The sequence below is a fragment of the Vibrio sp. V43_P6S15P86 genome, from assembly GCF_009904725.1.
GTDB lineage: Bacteria > Pseudomonadota > Gammaproteobacteria > Enterobacterales > Vibrionaceae > Vibrio > Vibrio diabolicus.
In genome coordinates this window covers 20,083-43,597 of sequence record NZ_WXWT01000233.1, presented here as the reverse complement: position 1 = coordinate 43,597, position 23,515 = coordinate 20,083, and the positions used below count along the sequence as shown (strand labels likewise).

The following is a 23,515-nucleotide window of genomic DNA, read 5'->3' as shown; positions in this document are numbered from 1 at the left end:
ATGAATAATAAAAAATCGACATTTGTGGCTCTTGCCCTAGCCACTTTTTTTTCTAGTGGTGTCACCGCGTTGGAAAGTCAGCTTCCAGCAAACGTTTGTCAGCTTTTTCCTGAACCGATTCAAGGTTGGAAGGGGTCAACCAGCAGGTTAAATATCACCAACGATACAGCTCATGCGACAGGGTGGTCTAGTGAATATCTAGCTGATAACGCCAATATATATAACTATCAACAAAATTGGCAAGGAGGCGCTAACTGGGATAACCTTCGTGTTGGTTTTGACGAAGGAGGCAATAGTTGGCAGCTATATAAAAACCCTGCCGCATCAAGTTGTAATGGCTATGGTTGTTTCCCAGCAGATGGTGTTTCAGGCGATGGAGTTGAAGTCGGTAAGGATGGTTTGGTTGAAAGCCGTAAAGCCGAAACGCCAACAAATATTACTCCGAATTTTGGTAGCCTTTCGTTAGATATAAATCCTGACAAGACGGATTCTTGGTTTTTTAAAAAATATAAAATAGAAGAGTTTTGTGATGATAATCCAAGTATCTGTCGTTACGAATCTCGTTGGTTTCGCCCTAAAGAAGCAGAGGTTACAGTTCTTAGCAGCTTGAAGAATTTGACGATCAATAACTATGGTGCCTCGTTTGATAAATTAACGGTTGTCATTGCAGATGGTGTCCAAGTTGAATCAGTTAATATCTCTAGAGGTGATAATGTTATCTTTCAGACACTGAATAACTCAACGGTTACTTTTGGCAATTGGAAGGAAGCTACTGGAGCGACGGTATATTTCTTTGGAAATAACTCCAGAATAAATATTGTGAATTCATTCAATATGGCAAATAAAATGAAAGTTGCCAATACGAACAGTGTCACGTTATATGCTCCAACAGGTGATATTAATTTTTCTACTGCTAACGATAATTTTTATGGTTTTGTTCTGGGTAAAACGGTGAGTTTTGAAAATCCGATCACAGTACATGGTGCAGTGACATCTCAAAATTTAACAATGAAGAACAACGTTGTAATACAAAAGCCAGATTATTCATGTGCCCCCCCACCACCTGTACAGCAATGTTCATTATTGCCAGAAGAAAACTTCAATTCAGGTTCGTTATCAAACTGGTCTGTCATGGGATTCGGTAACAGTATTGATCCTGAAATTCATAACAATAGATTCCGTCTGAATGCAAACAGACAACGTCAAGCTACAGCTTCTGCATATAACTATATTTTCCCATCAGATCAAAATTACCTAGAAATTGAGTTTGATCATTATGCTTATGGTGGTGGAAACGGAGGAGGCGATGGTATTGCCCTTGTAATTTCTGACGCTAATGTGCCACCTAAGACTGGTGCTTTTGGTGGCCCCCTTGGTTATGGGATGAAGCTCAAGAAAAATCATGGTGGTGAGGTTAGCAGCGATGTTGAAGGATTCGCTGGTGGCTGGCTAGGTATAGGTATTGATGAGTACGGCAATTTCTATCGCGAAGGTGGAGAAACTATCCCAAATAGAAACGGTAAACCGGACAATGTTGGTATTCGTGGCTCGGGTTCTCAAGACAATCAAGGCAAGTGGCTGAAGGGTTACGGATATGTAAAAGGTAAACAGTTCTCAAGTTCGATTGATAATCGCCAAAACTTGCATCGGTATAAGATCACCCTGAACTCAAGGGATGGTCAGCGTTTGATGCTTAAAGTTGAGAGGAAGGTAGATAATCAAAATTGGAAGACGGTTATTTCAGACTTTGATGTGCGTAAAGAAGGGCACTTTAGCCAAGCTCCAACAAACTTCCGTTTGTCAGTAACGGCATCAACAGGTGCTGCAACGAACTATCATGAAGTGGATAACTTCCAAGTCTGTGCGGACAAGTACTCGCGATTAACAGATGGTATTCATCATTTCGAGTTTGACTACTCAGGCTCAGGCAGTACGTGTCAGGCTTCTGATGTGACACTTAGAGCTTGTATGAATGAAAGTTGTTCTGAGCAATATCCTAGAGATGCATACGATGATGGCAGCTTAACGCCTCTCTCTGTCACTTTACTTCCATCTACTGGCAATAATGTTGCCAACTGGGTTGGTGGTACAAATGTACAGTTTGAGAATGAAACTCAGCTTGAGCTGCAAGGTTCAAGAGCTGGTGATGTTACTTTGGGTATCGATCAAAGTTCCGTACCACAGTTTGGCTTTGAAGGGGCACGATGTCGAATTAATGGCGGGCCACTATCTGCTAACAACTGTAATGTAACCTTCGCTTCAAATGTGCTTGCGGTGAATGTTAATGATGTAGTTGCTAGTCGCGAAACTGTGGGTGAGGATTACCTATCGTTTTGCTCAACTCGAACAGAAGACGGCGGTGAATCTCGCGGTGTTAATATGTCGATTGATTATGAAGTGGCACCGGTCGATAGCTCTCAACCTGTCGTGATTTCTTACAAGAAAAAAGTGAAAGATCAGGCTGTGGAATGGAGTTCAGATGTCGAGCTAACCAGAGCTAATAAATACCTACCTAATGTTTATTTTGATGATGAAGGCAAAGCATTCTTTAAGTTGAGATACGCTGAAGCTGGAAAGGTCAAACTTAAAGCTAGTGTTGAGGGGGTTGATGACTCCGATGGATTCGGCAGTTTCGTTAGTTTTCCTTCAAAACTGAAAGTAACTGCAAAGAGTGGTGATAAGAGCGGAGAGTGCACTAACAGTGAAAATGGCTGTTCTTCGGGGTTTGTTGCTGCTGGTGAAGTTTTTGAACTAACGATTTCCGCGCTGCAGGATGACGGTTCAGTTGCTGAAAACTATCAAGAGAAGACTATTACTGTTAGTAATAAAGTGAAGTACCCGTCTAATGGTTCATTAGCCAAACTTCTGAATGAGAGATTACCAGAATCAAGTAAATGGTCTGGCGGTAATGTGAAGTTTGACCAATCGGTTTCAGAAGTCGGTGTTTTCGAGCTTATTGCTGAGGCACCAGTTGCTAAAGATGAAAATGGCGATGATATTGGGACATCTCTGTATCTTGGCAGCAAAGCTTTTAAAATTGCAGATGGCAAGTCAACAATTGGTCGCTTCTATCCTGATTATTTTAAAGTAACAGGAACCGAGTGGACTTATCCTGATAGTCAGAATGACTCTGTTTATATGGGGCAAAACTTTGCGTCAGTTAAGTTTGAAGTCACCGCATATAACGCTGATGGGTATGCTACGCAGAACTATGGTAGTTTTGCCGATTCTTTGAAAGCAGACTTGTATTTAGCTGGAAGCTTTTCTGACCGACTGAGTATCTTGGACTCTGATCTAACGAGTAAAAACTGGTCTGGTGCGATTTGGAGTAAAACCTGGGTTAATTCTGTTGATTGGAGCAAAGCTGCTAATTTAGATGGTCCATTTAACTCCAAAGTATCAACAGATAGTTCTACTGAGTCATCAATTGCGTTGTCTCTTAATAAGACAGCGAGTACGAAGACAGCACATATTGACCCAACTCTATTTCTGACAGAAGGTCATGATGGCAAACAATCTCGTACCGTAGAGCAACAACTGTTATCTCAACCTGATGTTAGGTATGGGCGTATGGTTTTAGATGATATTGGCGGAAGACAAGGGGATACACTCAGCATTCCTCTTAAAGTTGAGTACTGGAATAAGAACCGATTTGTTGTCAATTCTGAGGACAATCGAACGGCCGTTTCTGCTGTAGAACAAGGCGATGATAAACTGATTTGGAGCAGTCCAGATGGTGTTACTGCCTGTGATATCAATATTCAAGTTCTTGATTCAGCAGACAGTGAAACATCCAGTGCTAAAGTTACCGGGGGCATATTACCAAATGCAAATAGAGAGCGTTTAACCGCTGTACAAGGTTGTGATAATGAAGTTCGACAGCAATCACAAGTTTGGTTAGATCTTGATGACTCTGAAAATGGCTTACCTTGGCTCAAATATGATTGGGACAATGATGGCTCCGAAGAAAACCCATCCTCAGTCGTCACCTTTGGTATTCATCGTGGTAATGACCGTGTGATTTACCGTGGTGAGCCTGGGTTAACCGGACAGTAACAACTTAGGTTTTTGGCCTTAAGTTAGGAAACTGCAAGAAATTGAGGCTTTCTGCTCATGTTTGTGTACCAATACCTTGCTGTGACAGCGAGGCATTGGTACATTTAGAGCAATTTTTGTCTTCTATATTTTTGCAGGATGAGCGAAGAGTATGTTTAAGAAACTTCGTGGCATGTTTTCTAACGATCTATCTATCGATTTAGGTACAGCCAACACTCTAATTTACGTAAAAGGGCAAGGTATTGTCCTTGATGAACCTTCTGTAGTTGCTATTCGTCAAGATCGTGTAGGTTCTGCAAAAAGCGTTGCTGCAGTCGGTCACGCAGCAAAACAGATGCTTGGTCGTACACCTGGCAACATTTCCGCTATCCGCCCAATGAAAGACGGCGTAATCGCTGATTTCTACGTAACCGAAAAAATGCTTCAGCACTTTATCAAACAAGTGCATGACAACAGCATCCTAAAGCCAAGCCCACGTGTTCTTGTTTGTGTTCCTTGCGGTTCTACCCAAGTTGAGCGCCGCGCAATTCGTGAATCAGCACTCGGTGCTGGTGCGCGTGAAGTTTACCTAATCGACGAGCCAATGGCGGCAGCAATTGGTGCTGGTCTGCGCGTGTCTGAGCCGACAGGTTCAATGGTGGTTGATATCGGTGGTGGTACAACTGAAGTTGCCGTTATCTCTCTAAACGGTGTGGTTTACTCATCGTCTGTACGTATCGGTGGTGACCGCTTTGATGAAGCGGTAATTAACTACGTACGTCGTAACTACGGCAGCTTGATTGGTGAAGCCACGGCTGAAAAGATCAAACATGAAATCGGTTCTGCTTACCCTGGCGATGAAGTTCAAGAGATTGAAGTTCGCGGTCGTAATCTTGCAGAGGGTGTGCCACGCAGCTTTAGCTTGAACTCAAACGAGATCCTAGAAGCGCTTCAAGAGCCGCTATCTGGCATCGTCTCAGCAGTCATGGTTGCACTAGAACAGTGTCCACCAGAGCTTGCTTCAGACATTTCCGAAAACGGCATGGTTCTGACTGGTGGTGGCGCGCTACTGAAAGATCTCGATCGTCTATTAATGGAAGAAACCGGTATCCCTGTGGTTATCGCGGAAGATCCACTAACGTGTGTTGCGCGTGGTGGCGGTAAAGCACTAGAAATGATCGACATGCACGGTGGCGATCTGTTCTCTGAAGAATAAAGGTTTAGGTGAAGCTCATGTCGGGCTTCACCTTCATTTCTGCTCTCTCTGTAATTCAAACATGCTCCATACCTAAAAGTATTTATTTAAGTATTTTTAGGTTGCCAAGTAAGGCTCAATAATCATGGAAGCAATCAGGTCAAAAACAAGATGAAACCGATTTTTGGCAGAGGTCCGTCTCTGCAATTACGTCTGTTTTTTGCTGTCATCGTGTCGGCGAGCTTAATGCTGGCTGATAGTCGTCTAGATACGTTTTCCAACGTCCGATACTTATTGAACAGTATGGTTGCGCCCATTCAATACGCAGCCAATTTGCCTCGCAGCATGTTCGATGGCGTATTTGAACGTTTTAATACTCGTCAGGCATTAGTTGAAGGCAATCGCAACTTAAAGCGAGAAGTGCTACGCCTGAAAAGCGAGCTGATCTTGCTCGATCAATATAAAGAAGAAAACCAACGTCTACGCAAATTGTTAGGCTCTTCATTTGTCAGGGATGAAAAGAAAGTCGTAACTGAAGTGATGGCGGTTGATACTTCACCTTATCGTCATCAAGTGGTGATTGATAAAGGACAAATAGACGGTGTGTACGTCGGACAGCCAGTGATCAACGAAAAAGGTATTGTTGGTCAAGTCACGTTTGTCGCAGCGCATAACGCACGTGTTCTGTTGTTAACGGATGCGAAAAATGCGATTCCTGTCCAGGTGATCCGTAACGATATTCGAGTGATCGCGTCGGGCAATGGTGAAATGGATGAAATCCAACTGGAGCACATTCCAACTAGTACTGATATTCAGGTTGGCGATCTACTGGTGACATCCGGCCTAGGTGGGATTTACCCAGAAGGGTACCCAGTCGCGACGGTTACCAATGTGGATCACGATACGCGCCAAGAATTTGCGTCAATCAAGGCTGAGCCAGTTGTAGAGTTTGATCGTTTACGTTACCTACTGCTGATTTGGCCGAATGAAGATCGTCAACACAAAGTGCTTCGATCCAATGTGGATGAAGGATTAGAGCAAGAAGAACAAGAGGTAACTGATGGCCAATAATGTAGTGAGCAGCCGAATGGTGATTGGTGTCAGTTTCTTCGTTGCGCTGGTATTGCAAACCATTCCGTGGCCAGGTTTGTTAGATGTTTTACGTCCATCATGGTTGTTCCTTGTTACGTGTTATTGGGTGTTGGCACTGCCGCACCGAGTGAACGTTGGAACCGCGCTAGTGCTGGGCTTATTATGGGATATCTTGATCGGTTCAACGCTTGGAATTCGCGGCATGATGATGTCGATTGTCATCTATCTGGTGGCGTTGAATTTCCTGTTGATTCGTAACATGGCATTGTGGCAACAGTCGATTTTAATTGCCTTTTTTACTGCGTTATTGGAAGTTTTGATATTCTGTGGGGAATATTTGAACCAGGACGTAGTATTTAATCCATTATCTCTGTGGACGGCGGCAATAAACTGTATACTTTGGCCATGGATGTTTTTATTAATGCGACGAGTTCGTCGTGCATGGCACGTAAGGTAAAGCGGTGAAGAAAAGCTTATCTCTCGTTCTCGCTTCGGGTTCTCCGAGAAGAAAAGAGCTGCTTGCTCAACTAGGTTATGATTTTGAGATCATATTGCCTGATATTGAGGAAGCTAAACAGGCTCATGAGCAGGCACGAGAGTACGTGCTGCGTCTTTCTTTGGAAAAAGCTCAGGCAGGCTTAGCATTAGCTAAGCCTGATTCCGTTGTATTGGGCTCTGACACGGTCGTAGTATGCGATGACCGTGTGCTAGAAAAACCAAAAAGTTTTGAAGATTCAAAGCGTATGCTTACTGACTTATCCGGTCGTCGTCATCAAGTGATGACTGCGGTGAGCGTCGTATCATCGGAACAACAACATTCAGTGGTCGTCACCACTGACGTGTGGTTCAAGCAACTGACTCACGAAGAAATCGAACAATATTGGCAGTCAGGAGAGCCATGCGATAAAGCTGGAAGTTATGGTATTCAGGGACTCGGAGGGCGATTTGTCACCCGAATCGAAGGCAGTTATCACGCTGTAGTAGGCTTACCTTTGTTCGAAACCGATCAGCTAATTCAAGAATTTTTATAATTGTTTTGAGGTGTGCACATGAGTGCAGAATTGCTGCTTAACGTGACCCCGAGTGAAACTCGTGTGGCCATGATTGAAGGTGGAGTACTACAAGAAATACATATCGAGCGCGAATCACGTCGCGGCATTGTGGGCAATATATACAAAGGCAAAGTCAGCCGAGTACTGCCAGGTATGCAAGCGGCTTTCGTCGATATCGGTTTAGATAAAGCGGCGTTTTTACATGCGTCAGATATTGTCCCGCATACCGAATGTGTGGCAGAGAACGAAAAACAGCAGTTTCAAGTCCGTGATATCTCTGAGCTGGTACGTCAGGGACAAGACATAGTTGTACAAGTGGTCAAAGATCCGCTCGGCACGAAAGGCGCGCGTTTAACGACGGATATCACCTTACCTTCACGTTATCTTGTCTTTATGCCGGGTGCCAGCCATGTTGGTGTCTCGCAGCGTATTGAGAGTGAGAAAGAGCGCGAGCGTCTGAAAAAAGTGGTGAATCATTACTGTGATGAGCATGGTGGTTTTATCATTCGTACCGCCGCGGAAGGCGCAGATGAAAAAGAGCTTTCTCAAGATGCGGCATTTCTTAAGCGCTTGTGGCTAAAAGTCATGGAGCGTCGTTCAAAATACAAAACGCGTTCAACGCTTTACGGTGAGCTTGGTTTGGCCCAGCGTATTCTGCGTGATTTTGTCGGCACAGAGCTCGATAAAATCATGGTCGACTCCCGCCTCGAATATGAAAACCTGAAAGAATTCACTTCTGAGTATGTACCTGAGTTAACAGACAAGCTTGAGCTTTACGAAGGTGACAAGCCAATCTTTGACATGTACGACACCGAGAATGAAATTCAGCGTTCTTTAGAGCGCAAGGTTGAGCTAAAGTCGGGTGGCTACTTGATCATCGATCAAACTGAAGCTATGACAACTATCGACATCAACACTGGTGCATTTGTTGGTCGTCGTAATCTTGAAGAGACCATCTTTAATACCAACATTGAGGCAACTCAGGCTATTGCTCGTCAGCTGCGTTTGCGCAATCTTGGCGGCATCATCATCATCGACTTTATCGATATGGCGTCTGAAGAGCACCGTCAGCGAGTGCTCACCTCATTGGAAACCGCACTGGCTAAAGATCGAGTAAAAACCAACATCAACGGCTTTACTCAGCTCGGCTTAGTCGAGATGACGCGTAAGCGCACACGAGAAAGTATTGAACATATCTTGTGTTCTGGCTGTCCTACTTGTGAGGGCCGTGGCAGTGTGAAAACGGTTGAAACCGTGTGCTTTGAGATATTACGCGAGATTACTCGTGTAAACCGTGCTTACGACGCCGATAATTTTGTTGTGTACGCATCGCCGTTTGTTGCTGAAGCGCTGTTGGGTGATGAGTCTCATGCATTGGCTGAGCTCGAAGTATTTATTGGCAAGCAAGTGCGAGTTCAGGCTGAGCCCCTGTACATTCAGGAACAGTTTGACGTCGTAATGATGTAATTTGGAACATTTGTGAATTCTGGTGTTAACCGTTTTGGGCGTTTTTGTGCGTGGAGTTTAGTTACTGTACTGGTGTTATTGGCCATATTAGTAACCACACTGCGCGTCACATTGCCACAACTTAACCACTTCCAAGATGAGATCAAAACCTGGGTCAAGCAGGACACAGGTTTTGACTTTTCTATCGCCAACGTCGCAGGGACGTGGCGCAATAATCACCCCTCGATCGCGCTACTCGGTTTAGAAGCGAATCTGCCGAATATTCAGGATGCACGCTTTGCCGTTGAAGAAATCCAAATTGAATTCGATCTCATTCAATCTCTTTTGCAACTCAAACCGGTGGTCGCTGACCTCACCATCCATAACCTCGCTCTGGATATTCACACCGTAGACATTCTGCCGACCTCTAGTCGTCAAGAGCAGGAGTCGAGTGTGGATAAGAGCGAAGTGAAGCTCATCGACCAACTCGACTCACTTCTTTTACGTCAGTTTGAAGACTTCACCATTACCGACTCACGGATTTGGTATAAATCGGTATCTGGTGAGACTCGCCGTTTGGATATCGAGCAGCTCCGTTGGAGCAACCAAGGCAAGCACCACTTAGCCGAAGGCACCGTGAACATTGCCGATGTTCGTCTGAATTCATTGTTAGTGAGCGCTAACTTTAAAGATCATGGTTCGCTACGTGATGTGTCTGGTGAGTTTTACGTAAGTGCCCAAGATGTCTCGGTGACGCCTTGGTTAACCACTTACATGCAAGAAGAATCGGGTGCTGAGTCGGGTAAGGTCAGCTTAAACACTTGGCTGACGCTGAAACACAGCCAACCGAATGATGCGTATGTTGAACTGTTGCCTTCTGAGCTCGTGTGGAATGAAAACGGTCGTCATGAGCTGTTTATCGAGTCAGGTATTTTCAATCTTCGACCAGATAAACAAGGTTGGAAAGTAAATGGTCACTCACTTCGGATCCGAACCGACAACACCCCTTGGCCGGAATTAGACGCAGCGTTTGATTGGCAACCGAATGGTTGGACGCTCAACCTTTCTCAACTCGATATCGAAGCACTTATTCCGCTCATCAAATTGGCTCCAGAGTCGGAATCGACCAGTGATCTTATCAACAAACTGGCACCGAAAGGCCGAGTTGAAGATGTTCGCTTGTCCATGAACGGTGGCTTAGACACGTTACGCTACTCCGCGGAACTGGATGAACTTGCGATGACGCAATGGGAACTGCTACCAGGATTCCATCATGTACAGGGCAGTGTATCTGGTGATTTAGATCAGGCAAAAGCGAAAGTAACCGTCATTGATGATGTATTTCCGTACGGTGATGTATTTCAAGCTCCGCTGAATATCAAACAAGGTGAAGTCGATATTATCTGGCAACAAGATGAGAGCGGCTGGCGCTTGTGGTCTGATAAAGTGACGGCAGCGACACCAGATCTTCAAGTACTAGGAGCATTCCGTCTTGATTTTCCAAAAGAACAAAGCCCATTTTTATCGTTTTATGCTGAAGCAGATCTCTATAACGCAGGTGAAACATGGCGTTACCTGCCGACTCTGGCACTAGGACAAGACTTAACGGATTACCTATCGACTGCGATTCAAGGCGGTAAAGTGAATACGGCTAAGCTGCTGTGGTATGGCGAGTTAGGGGATTTTCCTTACAAAGATCATAATGGCATGTTTCAGGCGTGGGTCGGTTTAAAAGACGCGAAATTTAGCTTTGATACGGCGTGGCCAACCATCACTGATCTGCAGCTGGACTTGCTGTTTGAAAATGATGCAATGTATTTGGATTCAAAGTCCGCTACGCTAAATGGTGTCCATGCCAAGCGTATTACTGGGCGAATCCCTGAGTTGGCGGAAGGTGGACACATTGAGATTGAAGCTAAAGCGAGCGCGCCGGGCAATGAAGTTCGTGACTACATGATGGCGACGCCATTGGTGGACTCGGTCGGGGCAGCGTTGACGGCGCTGCAAGTGAGTGGTCCGGTTTACTCTGAGTTCCAGCTCAACATTCCGTTTGATTTTGAAAAAGAGTCCCGTGCTTGGGGTTATGCCGATTTAACAGAAAACCGTGTCGATATTGAAGCGCCGCCAATGACGCTGGAGAAAGCCACAGGGCGTATCCACTTCGATAATGATGTGGTCACCACATCGGGTTTGTCTGCAGAGTTGCTTACCCAGCCTATCTCCCTCGATTTTCGTGGTGAGAGTGCGGAACAGGGCTACAATGTGACGATTAACACATTAGGGGATTGGGACGTTGAGCCTCTCAAACCTTATGTTGGTGAGCGTTGGTTAAAGCTTGTTTCTGGGCATGCGCCGTGGCAAATGGACATTGACTTACAACTTAATGATGTAGGCTTCACCTATCAACTTGATGTGTTGGCGCAGCTAAATCGTTTAGCGAGTCAATATCCCTATCCGCTAGCGAAACAAGTTGGCGAGTCCGGGCAAGCAAAACTGCAGGCATCCGGCAACCAAGAAAGTATTTCAGCAAGACTACAGATCCCAAATGCTAAGTATCAAACCGAGATAGATATAACTGGCGACGTACCTGTTCTGACGGCGACTCATTTAATGGTCGGCAAAGGTGGTTTCAGGATCAGCCCTATTGTCGGACACGATGCATCAGTGCGTGTCGGTGAGCTCAATTTAGACCAATGGGCAGAGCTGCTTCAGGGCTCGGAAGGTAAGCAATCCTCATCTGTTTTGGCAAGCATGAAAACGCCGACCATTCCATTGCCGACACGTATTGATGTTGAAACGCCAAACTTGCAGCTTGGTGGGATTGAGTTTCATGATGTGGACTTCTCCGCAAGCAAAAAGAATTTGAGCTGGCAACTCGATGTGGACAGTCAAGAGGTTAAAGGTAAGGCTAACTATCTGAAACCGTATGACTTATCGGTCTCTTTGGAGCACTTGCACCTGTATATTCCAGGGTTTGAAGAGATGACCAAAGAGCGTAGCTCGCTCTTTGCCAGTGAGGATCAAAACGCACCTTTGATTACCAATTTTGACCGCCAGTTTCACGCTGAGATGCCAAACTTAACTTTGAACATCGATGATTTTTGGTTGCAAGGTTACAAAGTGGGCAAAGTGAATGTTGATTTGCAGCGTCGCCAGAACCGCTTGGAGTGGAAAAATATCACCTTTAGTAGCGGCAAAAACCGCATTGATATGAGTGGTTGGTGGGACCTGACGAAAGAGAGTAGCCATTCCAACTTAACCATGAAAATGAAAGGTGATAACAACACCGATCTTATGGAGCGCTTTGGTATTACATCAGGCATTCAACAAGCACCATTTGAGATCAATGCCAATATGGAATGGGACGGCGCACCTTGGTCAATGAAGACACAAACCTTGCAAGGGAATGTCTCAACGGAATTTGGTAAAGGCGTGATCAGTGAAGTCAGTGGTGCGGCACGCTTGTTAGGCTTGTTCAGTTTGGATTCTATCATCCGTAAGATGCAGCTCGACTTTACCGACGTATTCGACAAAGGCATGGCGTTTAACTCGATCACAGGCACGGGCAAAATCCAAGATGGCGTATTTATCACCAACGATATCGTGATGGATGCGTTAGCAGGGGAAATGCAGATCCGCGGCATCGCCAATATGAACAGCAGAATGGTCGATGCGGAAGTGAAGTTCACCCCAGACATCACATCAGGCCTACCAATGCTGACCGCGTTTGCAGTAGCGCCACAAACCGCGTTGTATGTTTTAGCCATCTCAACAGTGATTTCTCCGGTGGTTGAGGTCTTCACTCAAGTCAATTATGAAGTGAAAGGCCCACTAGATTCACCAACGGTGAAAGAAATTTCTCGAAGTAAAGGTGAATACAAACTGCCAGAAAAGCTGCGTGAACAGGCGAAATAACTCACCGACTAAAATGGAATAGGGAGGAAACACATGGAACGTGTTGGCATTATTCAAATGACATCGGGTCCAGATATCACTGCGAATCTGGACTTTATTGAAAAACAGTGTGCTTTGGCGAGTAAGCAAGGTGCCAAGCTTGTCCTTACCCCTGAAAATACGGTGCTGTTTTCCAACCGCGAAGCGTACCATCAACATGCAGAGCCACTTGGGAGTAGTGTGATTCAACAGCGGCTCTCTGAAATCGCAAGAAAGAACCAGTTAACACTGATTGTCGGAAGCATGCCCATTCAAACCGCAAAAGGTGTCACGACCACAACGCTTGTATTGCCGCCGCACGGTAAATGCATTGCTCACTATGACAAACTGCATATGTTTGATGTCGACGTAGCCGATGGTTATGGTAGTTATCGTGAATCGGATACGTTTATGGCGGGTAATCAAATAGTCGTGGCGGAAACCGATATCGGCAGTGTTGGATTGAGCATCTGTTACGATCTTCGTTTTCCTGAGCTTTATAAAGTATTACGCCAAGAAGGCGCGGATATCATTGTGGTGCCTGCAGCGTTTACCGCTGTGACGGGGCAAGCTCACTGGGAAGTATTATTGCGAGCTAGAGCGATTGAGACACAATGTTGGATTTTGGCGAGCGGCCAAACTGGAACGCATCCATGTGGACGAAAAACATGGGGACACTCAATGGTCGTTGACCCTTGGGGACGTATTCATAAACAGCTTCAGGATGAAGTAGGCTTATTGGTGACAGAGATAGATTTGTCACAGAGCCAACAAGTAAGGCAGAATATGCCGCTGACTCAACACAGTCGCTTTCAAAATGAATTGAGACGGAAATAAAAGAGCTAACTATGAGCACAAACCAAATAGAACAGGCACTCCTTGCCCCAAATGGTCTGACAGAGCAAGACATTGCTGACACGCTTGCCAGCATTGCGACACGCCAGATCGATTATGCGGACATTTACTTTCAGTCCAGCTGGCATGAGTCTCTGGTTCTAGAAGACAGCATCATCAAAGATGGCTCTTTTAACATTGATTGTGGTGTTGGTGTCCGCGCCGTAACTGGCGAAAAAACAGGCTTTGCCTACTCTGATCAAATCCAGCCTGAAGGCCTGAAGCAGAGTGCAATGGCGGCGCGCGGTATTGCTCAGCAAGGGCAAAATGGCAAAGTTCATGCGTTTAAACGTACGGAGAACCAAGCGTACTACGCGGCTGTGAATCCACTAGCTGAATGGGAAAAGCAGCAAAAAACAGAATTACTTAAGTCTCTAGATGCTTACATCCGCACTAAAGAACCATTGATTAAAGAAGTCTCGATCAGCATCAGCGGTGTGCATGAGCAGATGCTTGTTGCGGCAACAGACGGTACTTATGCAGGCGATATTCGTCCTTTGGTACGTTTGTCTATTAGCGTGCTTGCACAAAAAGGTGAACGACGTGAACGAGGTAGCGCTGGTGGCGGTGGCCGTTTTGGTTACGATTTCTTTTTAACGGAAAGCAATGGTGTGAAACAAGCTTTCCATTATGCAGACGAAGCGATTCGCATGGCGTTGGTAAACCTTGAAGCAGAAGCCGCACCAGCAGGCATGATGCCAGTGGTATTGGGCTCAGGTTGGCCAGGCGTATTGCTACATGAGGCGGTAGGTCATGGCCTAGAAGGTGACTTTAACCGTAAGGAATCTTCGGTTTTCTCTGGCAAAATGGGTCAACAAGTGACGTCTTCACTGTGTACCATTGTTGATGACGGTACATTAAAAGACCTTCGTGGTTCACTCAATGTGGATGATGAAGGGGTGAATGGCCAGTACAACACGCTTATCGAAAATGGTGTGCTGAAAGGTTACATGCAAGACAAGCTAAATGCGCGGCTAATGGGTGTAAATCCAACGGGTAATGGTCGTCGTGAATCGTATGCACACTTGCCAATGCCTCGTATGACCAACACCTACATGCTTCCAGGTGAGCATACGCCAGAAGAAATTATCTCGACGGTCGAGAAAGGGTTGTATGCGCCAAACTTTGGTGGCGGTCAGGTGGACATTACTTCGGGTAAGTTTGTGTTCTCCGCATCGGAAGCGTACTTAATTGAAAACGGCAAAATTACGCGCCCTGTTAAAGGTGCGACGTTGATTGGCTCTGGTATTGAAGCCATGCAACAAGTGTCGATGGTTGGTAACGACTTAAGTATCGACAAGGGCGTTGGCGTATGTGGTAAAGCTGGACAAAGTGTGCCAGTTGGCGTTGGTCAGCCGACCTTGAAATTGGACTCACTGACGGTGGGTGGCACTGAGTAACTCATTCGAATCGTTATAAAAAGAGCGCTCATTAGAGCGCTCTTTTGTTTTGTGAGTCGATGTCGACTACAGGTTCTCTTCGGCAAACTCTGCCAAGCGGCTACGAACCACGCCGTTAAGGTGAATATTCGCGCTGCCTTCAAAGTTCTTGAAGCGTTCAACCATGTAGGTCAAACCAGAGGTCACAGGGGTGAGGTAATGGGAGTCAATCTGCGCCAAGTTACCGGAGCAGACGATCTTGGTTCCTTCGCCGCAGCGGGTGATGATGGTTTTGATTTGTGAAGCGGTGAGGTTTTGACACTCATCAAGCAGCACAAACGCATTTTGAATAGAACGGCCACGCATAAAGTTGATCGATTTAAACTGAATATTGGCTTTATCGCAGATGTACTTCAATGAGCCTTCAGTGCAGTGATCGTGTTTATGTAGCGCTTCCAAGGTATCGGTCACCGCCGCTAACCACGGCATCATTTTCTCCTCTTCTGAGCCGGGTAGGAAGCCGATGGATTCACCGATGTCTGGCGTGTTACGCGTCACGATAATTTTATCGAACATGCCTTTTTCAATGGTTTGCTCCAGTGCTGCTGCCATGGCTAATAGCGTTTTACCACTACCAGCGGCACCGGTTAAAATCACCAGGTCAATATCCGGGTCAAGTAAGGCATCCAACGCCATTCCTTGGTAGATGTTTTTTGGTGTGATGTCCCAAGCCTTACGGTGCATCATGCGTTCTCGGCTCAGGTCGAGTAGCGTTAATTTGTCTTCATTGATGGTTTCCACGCGGCCAGCAAAGTCGCTGTCTTCATCAATCACATATTGGTTAATAAAGGTTGGTTCAAAAGGTTCACGACTGAGCTTGTGATAGGTTTTTCCGCCCAGCGCATAACTTTCTACTTCCTCAATATCACTCCAGAAGTCCCCCTCACGCAGTTGAAAGCCTTTGGTGAGGTATTGAATGTCGTCAATCAGTTGATCGGTTCGGTAGTCTTCAACAAAACGTACGCCAGCGCCTTTGGCGCGCAGACGCATGTTAATGTCTTTCGTGATCAGTACCACTTCACGTGGTGCTCGTTTGTTTTGCAGATAAAGCACCGCATTGAGTATGCGGTTGTCACCGGCTTTGTCGGCGAAGGCTTTGACGGTTTCCTGCAGTTCAAAATCCGCCAAAATGGAAATGGTGCCTTGGTCGGGGCTGTCTTTAGAAACAGGAATACCTTCAGAAATTTCATCGGGCGTTGCTTCTTTAAACAAATCTTCCAAAGCGCGAATAGCCACGCGAGCGTCTCTTGCGACATCGCGTTTGCTGTCTTTGATTCGGTCGAGTTCTTCCAACACGGTCATGGGGATAACGACATCGTGTTCTTGGAAAGAGAAGATGGCAAAGGGTTCATGAAGAAGAATGTTGGTATCAAGTACAAACAGTTTCCGATCGGTATCGCCCATAGCGTCTCCTTGCCGTAATACGGCTCTGCATGCGAGTGGTTAGGTCGTTCTCAAATAGGTGTGAAGCGGCCTAACTCTGATTGCTTGCAATAGAGGTTGTCGGGCTGATGTCGGTTAGTGTGCAACCGAGTAGCAAGACAACTTACTGCAAACCCGTGTTGATCCTAATCGTGTACTAACGCGCTTAAATCATATGCAATGGTTTTAAACGCCCCTCACTAGAAGTATACGTAATATTTACGTTCTACAACTTAATAATTGGCATGAGTATTTTACAATTTGATTGCATTTATAGTTTGGGAAAAAAAGTTTCCGCTTGATGCGGTTTCGGCGTGACCTAAATCACAGCTTCAAGTAAGATTAGCGACCTTTTTCTGCGTATAGGCTACGTCCGATTTATCATGTTGAGCTGGCTTAAAAAATACTCAGCTCATACTGGAATGACGAATGCTACCGGCATAGCAGAAGCCAGAATCAGATCTAAACTATTATCCATGCCTACGGGCATGAGTAGACCAACAAGAAATACGAATCAAGAACTAATAACGAGGTAGTCAATTCATGACATTTGCTTTGGGGCAGCGCTGGATTAGCGATACGGAAAGCGATTTAGGTTTAGGTACCGTTGTAGCAATGGATGCTCGTACTGTGACATTGATGTTTGCAGCGTCAGAGGAAAACCGAGTTTACGCACGTAACGATGCACCTGTTACCCGAGTCACCTTTAATGTTGGGGATGTCATCGATTGCCAAGAAGGTTGGTCTCTAAAAGTAGAAGAAGTACTGGAAGATGAAGGTCTTTACACCTATTTCGGTACTCGTGAAGACACGCAAGAAACCGCTGTTGTTCTGCGTGAGATTTTCCTTAGCAACCAAATTCGTTTTAACAAACCTCAAGATAAGTTGTACGCCGGTCAAATCGACCGTATGGACAACTTTGTTCTGCGTTACCGTGCGCTAACCAACCAGTTTGAGCAGCATAAGAGCCCAATGCGTGGCCTATGTGGTATGCGTGCAGGTTTGATCCCTCATCAGCTTTACATCGCGCACGAAGTTGGCCGTCGTCACGCGCCACGCGTCTTGTTGGCGGATGAGGTAGGTTTGGGTAAAACCATCGAAGCGGGCATGATCATCCACCAGCAAGTTCTGTCTGGTCGTGCCGAACGCATTTTGATTGTGGTGCCTGAAACACTGCAGCATCAATGGTTGGTTGAGATGATGCGTCGTTTCAACCTGCATTTCTCTATCTTTGACGAAGAGCGTTGTATCGAAGCATTCGCGGATGCAGAAAACCCATTTGATACCCAGCAATACGTGCTGTGTTCTTTGGACTTCCTACGCAAGAGCCGCAAGCGTTTTGAACAAGCACTGGAAGGTGAGTGGGACCTACTGGTTGTCGATGAAGCGCATCACCTTGAGTGGAGCCAAGATAAACCGAGCCGTGAATACCAAGTAGTGGAAGGCTTGGCTGAACGCACTCCGGGCGTACTGCTACTGACGGCAACGCCAGAACAGCTTGGTCGTGAAAGCCACTTTGCTCGTCTGCGTTTGCTGGATCCTGACCGTTTCTACGATTATGAAGCGTTTGTCGAGGAAGAAGAGCAATACGCACCTGTAGCGGATGCGATTACTTCACTTTTCTCTGGTGAAAAACTGCCTGATGAAGCGAAAAACCAGATTACTGAATTGTTGTCTGAACAAGACGTAGAACCACTTTTCCGCATAATCGAGAGTGAGACTGACGAAGAAGCGAAAGCGTCAGCGCGCCAAGAGTTGATCGACAACTTGATGGATCGTCACGGTACGGGACGAGTTCTGTTCCGTAACACACGTGCGGCTATCAAAGGGTTCCCTGCGCGTAACGTGCACCTGATGCCAATGGATATTCCACCGCAATACACCACGTCAATGCGTGTTGCTGGGATGATCGGCGGTAAGATGAGTTCGGAAGCACGTGCAATGAAGAACCTTTACCCAGAAGAGATCTTCCAAGAATTTGAAGGCGATGATGCAAGCTGGTGGCAGTTTGACTCGCGCGTGAATTGGTTACTTGAAAAGGTAAAAGAGAAGCGCAGCGAGAAAATTCTGGTGATTGCCTCTCGTGCAAGTACGGCTCTGCAATTGGAGCAAGCGCTGCGTGAGCGTGAAGGCATTCGTGCGACCGTCTTCCATGAAGGTATGTCGATCCTTGAGCGTGACAAAGCAGCCGCTTACTTTGCGCAAGAAGAAGGTGGTGCACAGGTTCTTATCTGTAGTGAAATCGGCTCTGAAGGCCGTAACTTCCAGTTTGCCAACCAATTAGTCATGTTTGACTTGCCGTTCAACCCTGACTTGCTTGAGCAACGTATCGGTCGTTTGGACCGTATCGGTCAAAATCGCGACATCGACATTCATGTTCCTTACCTGAAAGGTACCTCGCAAGCGATCCTAGCGCGTTGGTTCGATGAAGGCCTGAACGCTTTTGCAGAAACTTGCCCAACAGGCCGTGCCGTTTACGATAAGTACTCTGATGATCTAATTGAAATCCTTGCTTCTGGTGACACCAGCACGCTAGATGAGATCATTGAAGCGTCAGCAAAAATGAATAAAGAGCTGAAATCCCAATTGGAGCAAGGCCGTGATCGCCTGTTAGAAATGCATTCAAATGGCGGGGAAAAAGCACAACAAATCGTTGAGAAAATTGAATCAACCGACGGCGATACCAATCTGGTCACCTTCGCACTTTCTCTTTTTGATACGATTGGCTTGAACCAAGACGATAAAGGTGAAAACGCACTGATTGTGACCCCATCTGAGCACATGATGGTACCAAGCTACCCAGGTCTGCCATACGAAGGAGCGACGATCACGTTTGATCGTGATACGGCTTTATCTCGTGAAGACATGCACTTTATCAGTTGGGAGCACCCAATGATCCAAGGTGGTATCGATCTTCTGATGAGTGAAGGGGTGGGCACGTCTGCGGTATCTCTTTTGAAAAACAAAGCGCTACCAGTCGGGACCATTCTTCTTGAGCTGATTTATGCGGTAGATGCGCAAGCGCCAAAACGCAGTGGTATCGCGCGCTTCTTACCGAAAACGCCAATCCGTTTGATGATGGACTCGCGTGGTAATGATTTGTCTGCTCAAGTGGAATTTGAAAGCTTTAACCGCCAGCTTAGCCCTGTAAACCGTCACTTAGGTAGCAAGTTGGTCACGTCGGTACAGAAAGACGTACACCGCTTAATTGAAGCGGGGGATAGTCTTATCGAAGCGAAGGTTGAGGAAGTACGCAAGCAAGCTCATCAAGATATGCAGCATAGCTTGAATGCAGAACTTGAGCGTTTGCAAGCACTGAAAGCGGTAAACCCAAATATTCGTGATGAAGAAATTGAAGCCATTGATGCACAAATTAAGGAGCTCACTGGTTACATCAACCAAGCTCAAGTGCAGCTCGATTCGCTACGTTTGATTGTGGTGAGCCACAACTAAGTAAGCATTTATTGTTCATTAAAAAAGGTCTTCAGTTGAAGACCTTTTTCTTTATTTGCGGTTTAGTTTCTTTATGCGGAATGCACTAATCACTCATAGCTAACTCATTTACATCAACCATTTCCACCAGATAAATACAGCCAAGAAGCCAAACAAGTAAATCAGGCCTGCAATCGACAACCACTTCAATTTAGGTCCAACAGCCAAAGGTTCAGGTAACTCGGTTTTGCTCACTAATGTGTAATTTAGCAGAGCAAAGAATGGCGTGGTCATAAAGGCGAGGATCATCGCAAAGTTCAGCATAGGCAATAACGCAGAAGCCCAGAAAACCACAATACCTAATGCAAGTAAGGCGACCACCAGCATGATCGCTGACGTGGCTTTAGGGTTAGTGTCTGGTTGTGAGCGCAGTAGACGTTGAGAGTCAGAAATAACGCGTGAGTAGCCATCAATAACGGTAATCGTGCTGCCAAAGATACAGAAAAACGCAATTACCGCGATCAAATAACGAGACCATTCGCCAATTGTTGCCGCATATAAGCCAACCAATTGGTGGGAGAAGCCAACGCCTGAGCTTTCAAGTGCAACGCCAGAGCCATAGAGCATCAAAGAACCTAACGATACAAAGATAATGGCAAGAAAAGCCGTGCCAATGTAACCGACATTAAAGTCAAATAGAGCAGAGCGATACGTTACTTCTTGCTGGCTTGATTGGCGTTTTAACCACGCAGAGGTCAAGCAGGAGATCTCTATCGGTGCTGGCATCCAGCCCATTGTTACGACGATAAAGCCAATTGCCGCAATCGACCAAGGTGACGGTGGCTCGAAGTTGGCCACTTGCTCAACAGGGTTACCAAAGGCGATAGAAACGGCAAGTAAAGTCGCGATGGTTAACACCGACATGATCACCTTAGATAGCGTATCGAGCGCTTTGTAATGGCCAGCAAATAATATGATCAGGCAGGTGACAATCACAATGATACTGAGTGATGCCATTGATAGTGAAAACGGAATGAAGTAGCCCAGCAAGCTAGCGCTAAACATCAACAAAGCGGCGGTATTGATTACGGCTGAGACCACGCTCAGAAATAGAAATAGCCATAGATAAGGCCGACCTAATTTCGCGTAGCCCTCAACCAAGGTGAGCCCTGTCCCCATGGTGTACTGTACGCCCGCTCGGAAAAAAGGGTATTTAAACAGGTTTACGAGCAGAATCAGCGCCGCCAGTTGCCAGCCATAAATCGCACCAGCTTTGGTTGATGCGACGAGGTGAGAGCCACCCACCGCAGCAGATGCCATTAATATGCCGGGGCCTAACGAACGAAAAAATAAGGAAAGTTTGGATTGGGGTTTATCTATAACGGCGGAGTCCATTGCTTATTGTCCTTTTTATTTTATGTACCTTTCTAAAGAGATACATACCGCAGTACATGACAAGCTGAGCGCTCGCCCTATACTGCGCAACGGTAATGTCTTTTAAATGCTGTGTTTTGATGTATTTATTTTAAGTATTCTTTGCGAATATCATGCTGTGTGCATCTAGCACTCTATTCAGTTATGCGTCTTGTTGTCAAACTAAATTTACAACGTGCTATTTTTAGTTTTTATGCTAAAGGATTGACTTTGTTTTATTGGTTTGAACTTTTCGTCATAACCCTGCATTTGGGTGCTATTTGGTTATATAATCGCGGCGTTTTTATTTTGTAGAGATCTCCCATGGCAATGCTTGAATATACCCCTCCCACCGACCCTTGGGTCGATATCGTTTTTGAGGATGACGACATTCTGGCAGTGAATAAGCCATCTGGGTTACTGTCTGTACCTGGTCGCCTTGCAGAGCATTACGACAGCATGTGGAGCCGCCTCAAGGAAGTGCATCCAGAAATCCAAGTTGTGCATCGCTTGGATATGTCTACATCAGGGTTGATGCTGCTGGCGAAAAACAAACCTGCGGAGCGAGCATTAAAAAAGCAGTTCCAATATCGTCTCACTCACAAGGTGTATTACGCACGTGTTTGGGGGCATGTTGAGCCGCAAGAAGGGAATATTGATCTTCCACTAATTTGTGATTGGCCAAATCGTCCGCGACAAAAAGTATGTTTCGACGACGGCAAACCATCTCAAACTTTATTCCAAGTGGTGAAGCGTGAAGTGCACCCTGATGGCACCCATACGACCGTTGTGCGACTACTGCCCATTACTGGTCGATCGCATCAGTTGCGCGTGCATTTGATGGCGATTGGTCATGCGATTGTGGGTGATGAGTTTTATGCAAGCGAAGAGGCGTATCAGTTTTCAGAACGTTTAGAGTTGCACGCTGCGGAGCTAAGTTTTTATCATCCAGCTACGGATCAGCTGAGCAGTATTTTTGTACCCTGTGACTTTTATCCTGAAGCCGAGGCGGCGATCTTTAACTATTTTTCGCCAGAACGTACATTGCCTGATTATAAAACGTTGCCACACCCTTAATGCCAACCGCAGTCAACAACGGTTCTTTCTAGTTCGCTATTTCGTTACTGTGGTTGATGTATCCTGTCTTTCAGCCGTGAACAAGGAGTTGTTATGTCTTTGCCGACCATCGTATTTTTGGACCGTGCGACCATCCCAGAACATATTGAGATCCCACGACCTAGCTTTCAGCACCACTGGCGTGAGTACGACTTAACCACGCCAGAGCAGGTAATAGAAAGGTTAGCAGATGCAGATATCGTGATTAGCAATAAAGTCCTGCTTGACCAAAATATATTAGAGCAACTACCACAATTGCGGATGATCGCGGTTGCCGCAACTGGTTTTAACAACGTCGATGTGGACTACTGTGCTAAGCATGATATTGCGGTTGCCAATGTACGTGGTTACGCGACGCGTTCGGTACCTGAGCACGTGATGGCGATGCTGTTTGCTTTACGCCGAAACTTATTTGGTTACCATCAAGATATTGCCGCTGGCGAATGGCAGCGTAATAAGCAGTTCTGCTTTTTTACGCACCCAATCGGGGATATAGGTGGTAGCACACTAGGTGTTATTGGCAGCGGCGCTTTAGGGCAAGCGACAGCACAGTTAGCTGATGCGCTAGGCATGCAGGTGATCTTTGCTGAGCGTAAAGGTGCATCAGAATGCCGACCTGGTTATGTGCCGTTTGAGGAAGTATTGAAACGCTCTGATGCGTTGACTTTGCACTGTCCGCTCAACAAGCATACTCAGAATTTGATTGGTCAAGCAGAATTACAGCAAATGAAGCCTAATGCCATTCTAATTAATACGGGGCGTGGAGGCTTGGTAAATGAGCAAGCGCTGGTGGATGCCCTAAAACAGGGAGAAATCGCTGCGGCTGGTTTTGATGTTTTTACACAAGAACCAGCTGATGAGAGCAATCCGCTGATTGCCAATATGGGTTTACCTAATTTGTTACTTACACCGCATGTTGCATGGGGCAGCGACTCATCGATTCAACGTTTAGTGGAAATCTTGATTGAGAACATTAACGCTTTCGATCGCGGAGAGCGTATTAATCGCTTGGTGTAACGCTGACATTTAAGTAAAAGATAAAAAAG

The 23,515-nt window shown here is 45.9% G+C and carries 14 protein-coding genes; 12 read left to right on the top strand and 2 right to left on the bottom strand.

Going from position 1 to position 23,515, the window contains the following annotated elements:
* The 9 genes from CAG69_RS10345 to tldD all read left to right on the top strand — a co-directional run bounded on the left by CAG69_RS10345 (position 1) and on the right by tldD (position 15,047).
* Entirely contained in the window at positions 1-4,056 is a 4,056-nt protein-coding gene (locus tag CAG69_RS10345) for a DUF6701 domain-containing protein (RefSeq protein ID WP_237668063.1), read from the top strand.
* A 151-nt stretch (positions 4,057-4,207) separates the two neighbouring features.
* Positions 4,208-5,251, top strand: a complete 1,044-nt coding sequence (locus tag CAG69_RS10340) for a rod shape-determining protein (RefSeq protein ID WP_005381144.1) — start codon at positions 4,208-4,210, stop codon at positions 5,249-5,251.
* Between the two features lie 150 nt (positions 5,252-5,401).
* Positions 5,402-6,301: a rod shape-determining protein MreC gene (gene mreC, locus CAG69_RS10335; protein WP_005396268.1), complete on the top strand. Its 900-nt coding sequence runs from the start codon at positions 5,402-5,404 to the stop codon at positions 6,299-6,301.
* Positions 6,291-6,779: a rod shape-determining protein MreD gene (gene mreD, locus CAG69_RS10330; RefSeq protein WP_161444075.1), complete on the top strand. Its 489-nt coding sequence runs from the start codon at positions 6,291-6,293 to the stop codon at positions 6,777-6,779. Before mreC ends, mreD begins: the two co-directional genes overlap by 11 nt.
* A 4-nt stretch (positions 6,780-6,783) precedes the next feature.
* The gene (locus CAG69_RS10325; RefSeq protein WP_161444073.1) at positions 6,784-7,353 is read left to right on the top strand and encodes a Maf family nucleotide pyrophosphatase; all 570 of its coding nucleotides are present in this window, start codon (positions 6,784-6,786) and stop codon (positions 7,351-7,353) included.
* An 18-nt stretch (positions 7,354-7,371) separates the two neighbouring features.
* On the top strand, positions 7,372-8,841 hold the full coding sequence (gene rng, locus CAG69_RS10320) for a ribonuclease G (protein ID WP_005381138.1): 1,470 nt from the start codon (positions 7,372-7,374) through the stop codon (positions 8,839-8,841).
* 12 nt (positions 8,842-8,853) lie between these two features.
* Positions 8,854-12,735 (top strand): YhdP family protein, encoded by a 3,882-nt coding sequence (locus CAG69_RS10315; RefSeq protein ID WP_161444071.1) that lies wholly within the window; start codon positions 8,854-8,856, stop codon positions 12,733-12,735.
* Between the two features lie 33 nt (positions 12,736-12,768).
* Positions 12,769-13,590 carry a carbon-nitrogen hydrolase family protein gene (locus tag CAG69_RS10310; RefSeq protein WP_161444069.1) on the top strand — a complete coding sequence of 274 codons (822 nt, stop codon included), beginning with the start codon at positions 12,769-12,771 and terminating at the stop codon, positions 13,588-13,590.
* A gap of 11 nt (positions 13,591-13,601) precedes the next feature.
* A complete protein-coding gene (gene tldD, locus CAG69_RS10305; protein WP_047009150.1) occupies positions 13,602-15,047 on the top strand; it encodes a metalloprotease TldD in 1,446 nt (481 codons plus the stop codon).
* A gap of 66 nt (positions 15,048-15,113) precedes the next feature.
* On the opposite strand, the gene CAG69_RS10300 is transcribed toward tldD, so the two are convergent.
* Positions 15,114-16,490, bottom strand: a complete 1,377-nt coding sequence (locus CAG69_RS10300) for a PhoH family protein (protein ID WP_006742346.1) — start codon at positions 16,488-16,490, stop codon at positions 15,114-15,116.
* A gap of 561 nt (positions 16,491-17,051) precedes the next feature.
* On the opposite strand from CAG69_RS10300, the gene rapA reads away from it, so the two are divergent.
* Positions 17,052-19,961, top strand: coding sequence for an RNA polymerase-associated protein RapA (gene rapA / locus CAG69_RS10295; protein WP_161444067.1), 2,910 nt, complete (start codon positions 17,052-17,054; stop codon positions 19,959-19,961).
* Between the two features lie 108 nt (positions 19,962-20,069).
* On the opposite strand, the gene CAG69_RS10290 is transcribed toward rapA, so the two are convergent.
* Positions 20,070-21,335 (bottom strand): NRAMP family divalent metal transporter, encoded by a 1,266-nt coding sequence (locus CAG69_RS10290; protein WP_031780527.1) that lies wholly within the window; start codon positions 21,333-21,335, stop codon positions 20,070-20,072.
* A 342-nt stretch (positions 21,336-21,677) separates the two neighbouring features.
* On the opposite strand from CAG69_RS10290, the gene rluA reads away from it, so the two are divergent.
* Together rluA and CAG69_RS10280 are read left to right on the top strand one after the other, a co-directional pair.
* Positions 21,678-22,430 (top strand): bifunctional tRNA pseudouridine(32) synthase/23S rRNA pseudouridine(746) synthase RluA, encoded by a 753-nt coding sequence (rluA, locus tag CAG69_RS10285; protein WP_161444065.1) that lies wholly within the window; start codon positions 21,678-21,680, stop codon positions 22,428-22,430.
* Positions 22,431-22,523: 93 nt separating this feature from the next.
* Complete coding sequence (locus CAG69_RS10280) at positions 22,524-23,486, top strand: D-2-hydroxyacid dehydrogenase (protein WP_161444063.1); 963 nt, start codon at positions 22,524-22,526, stop codon at positions 23,484-23,486.
* The last annotated feature ends 29 nt before the right edge of the window (positions 23,487-23,515 follow it).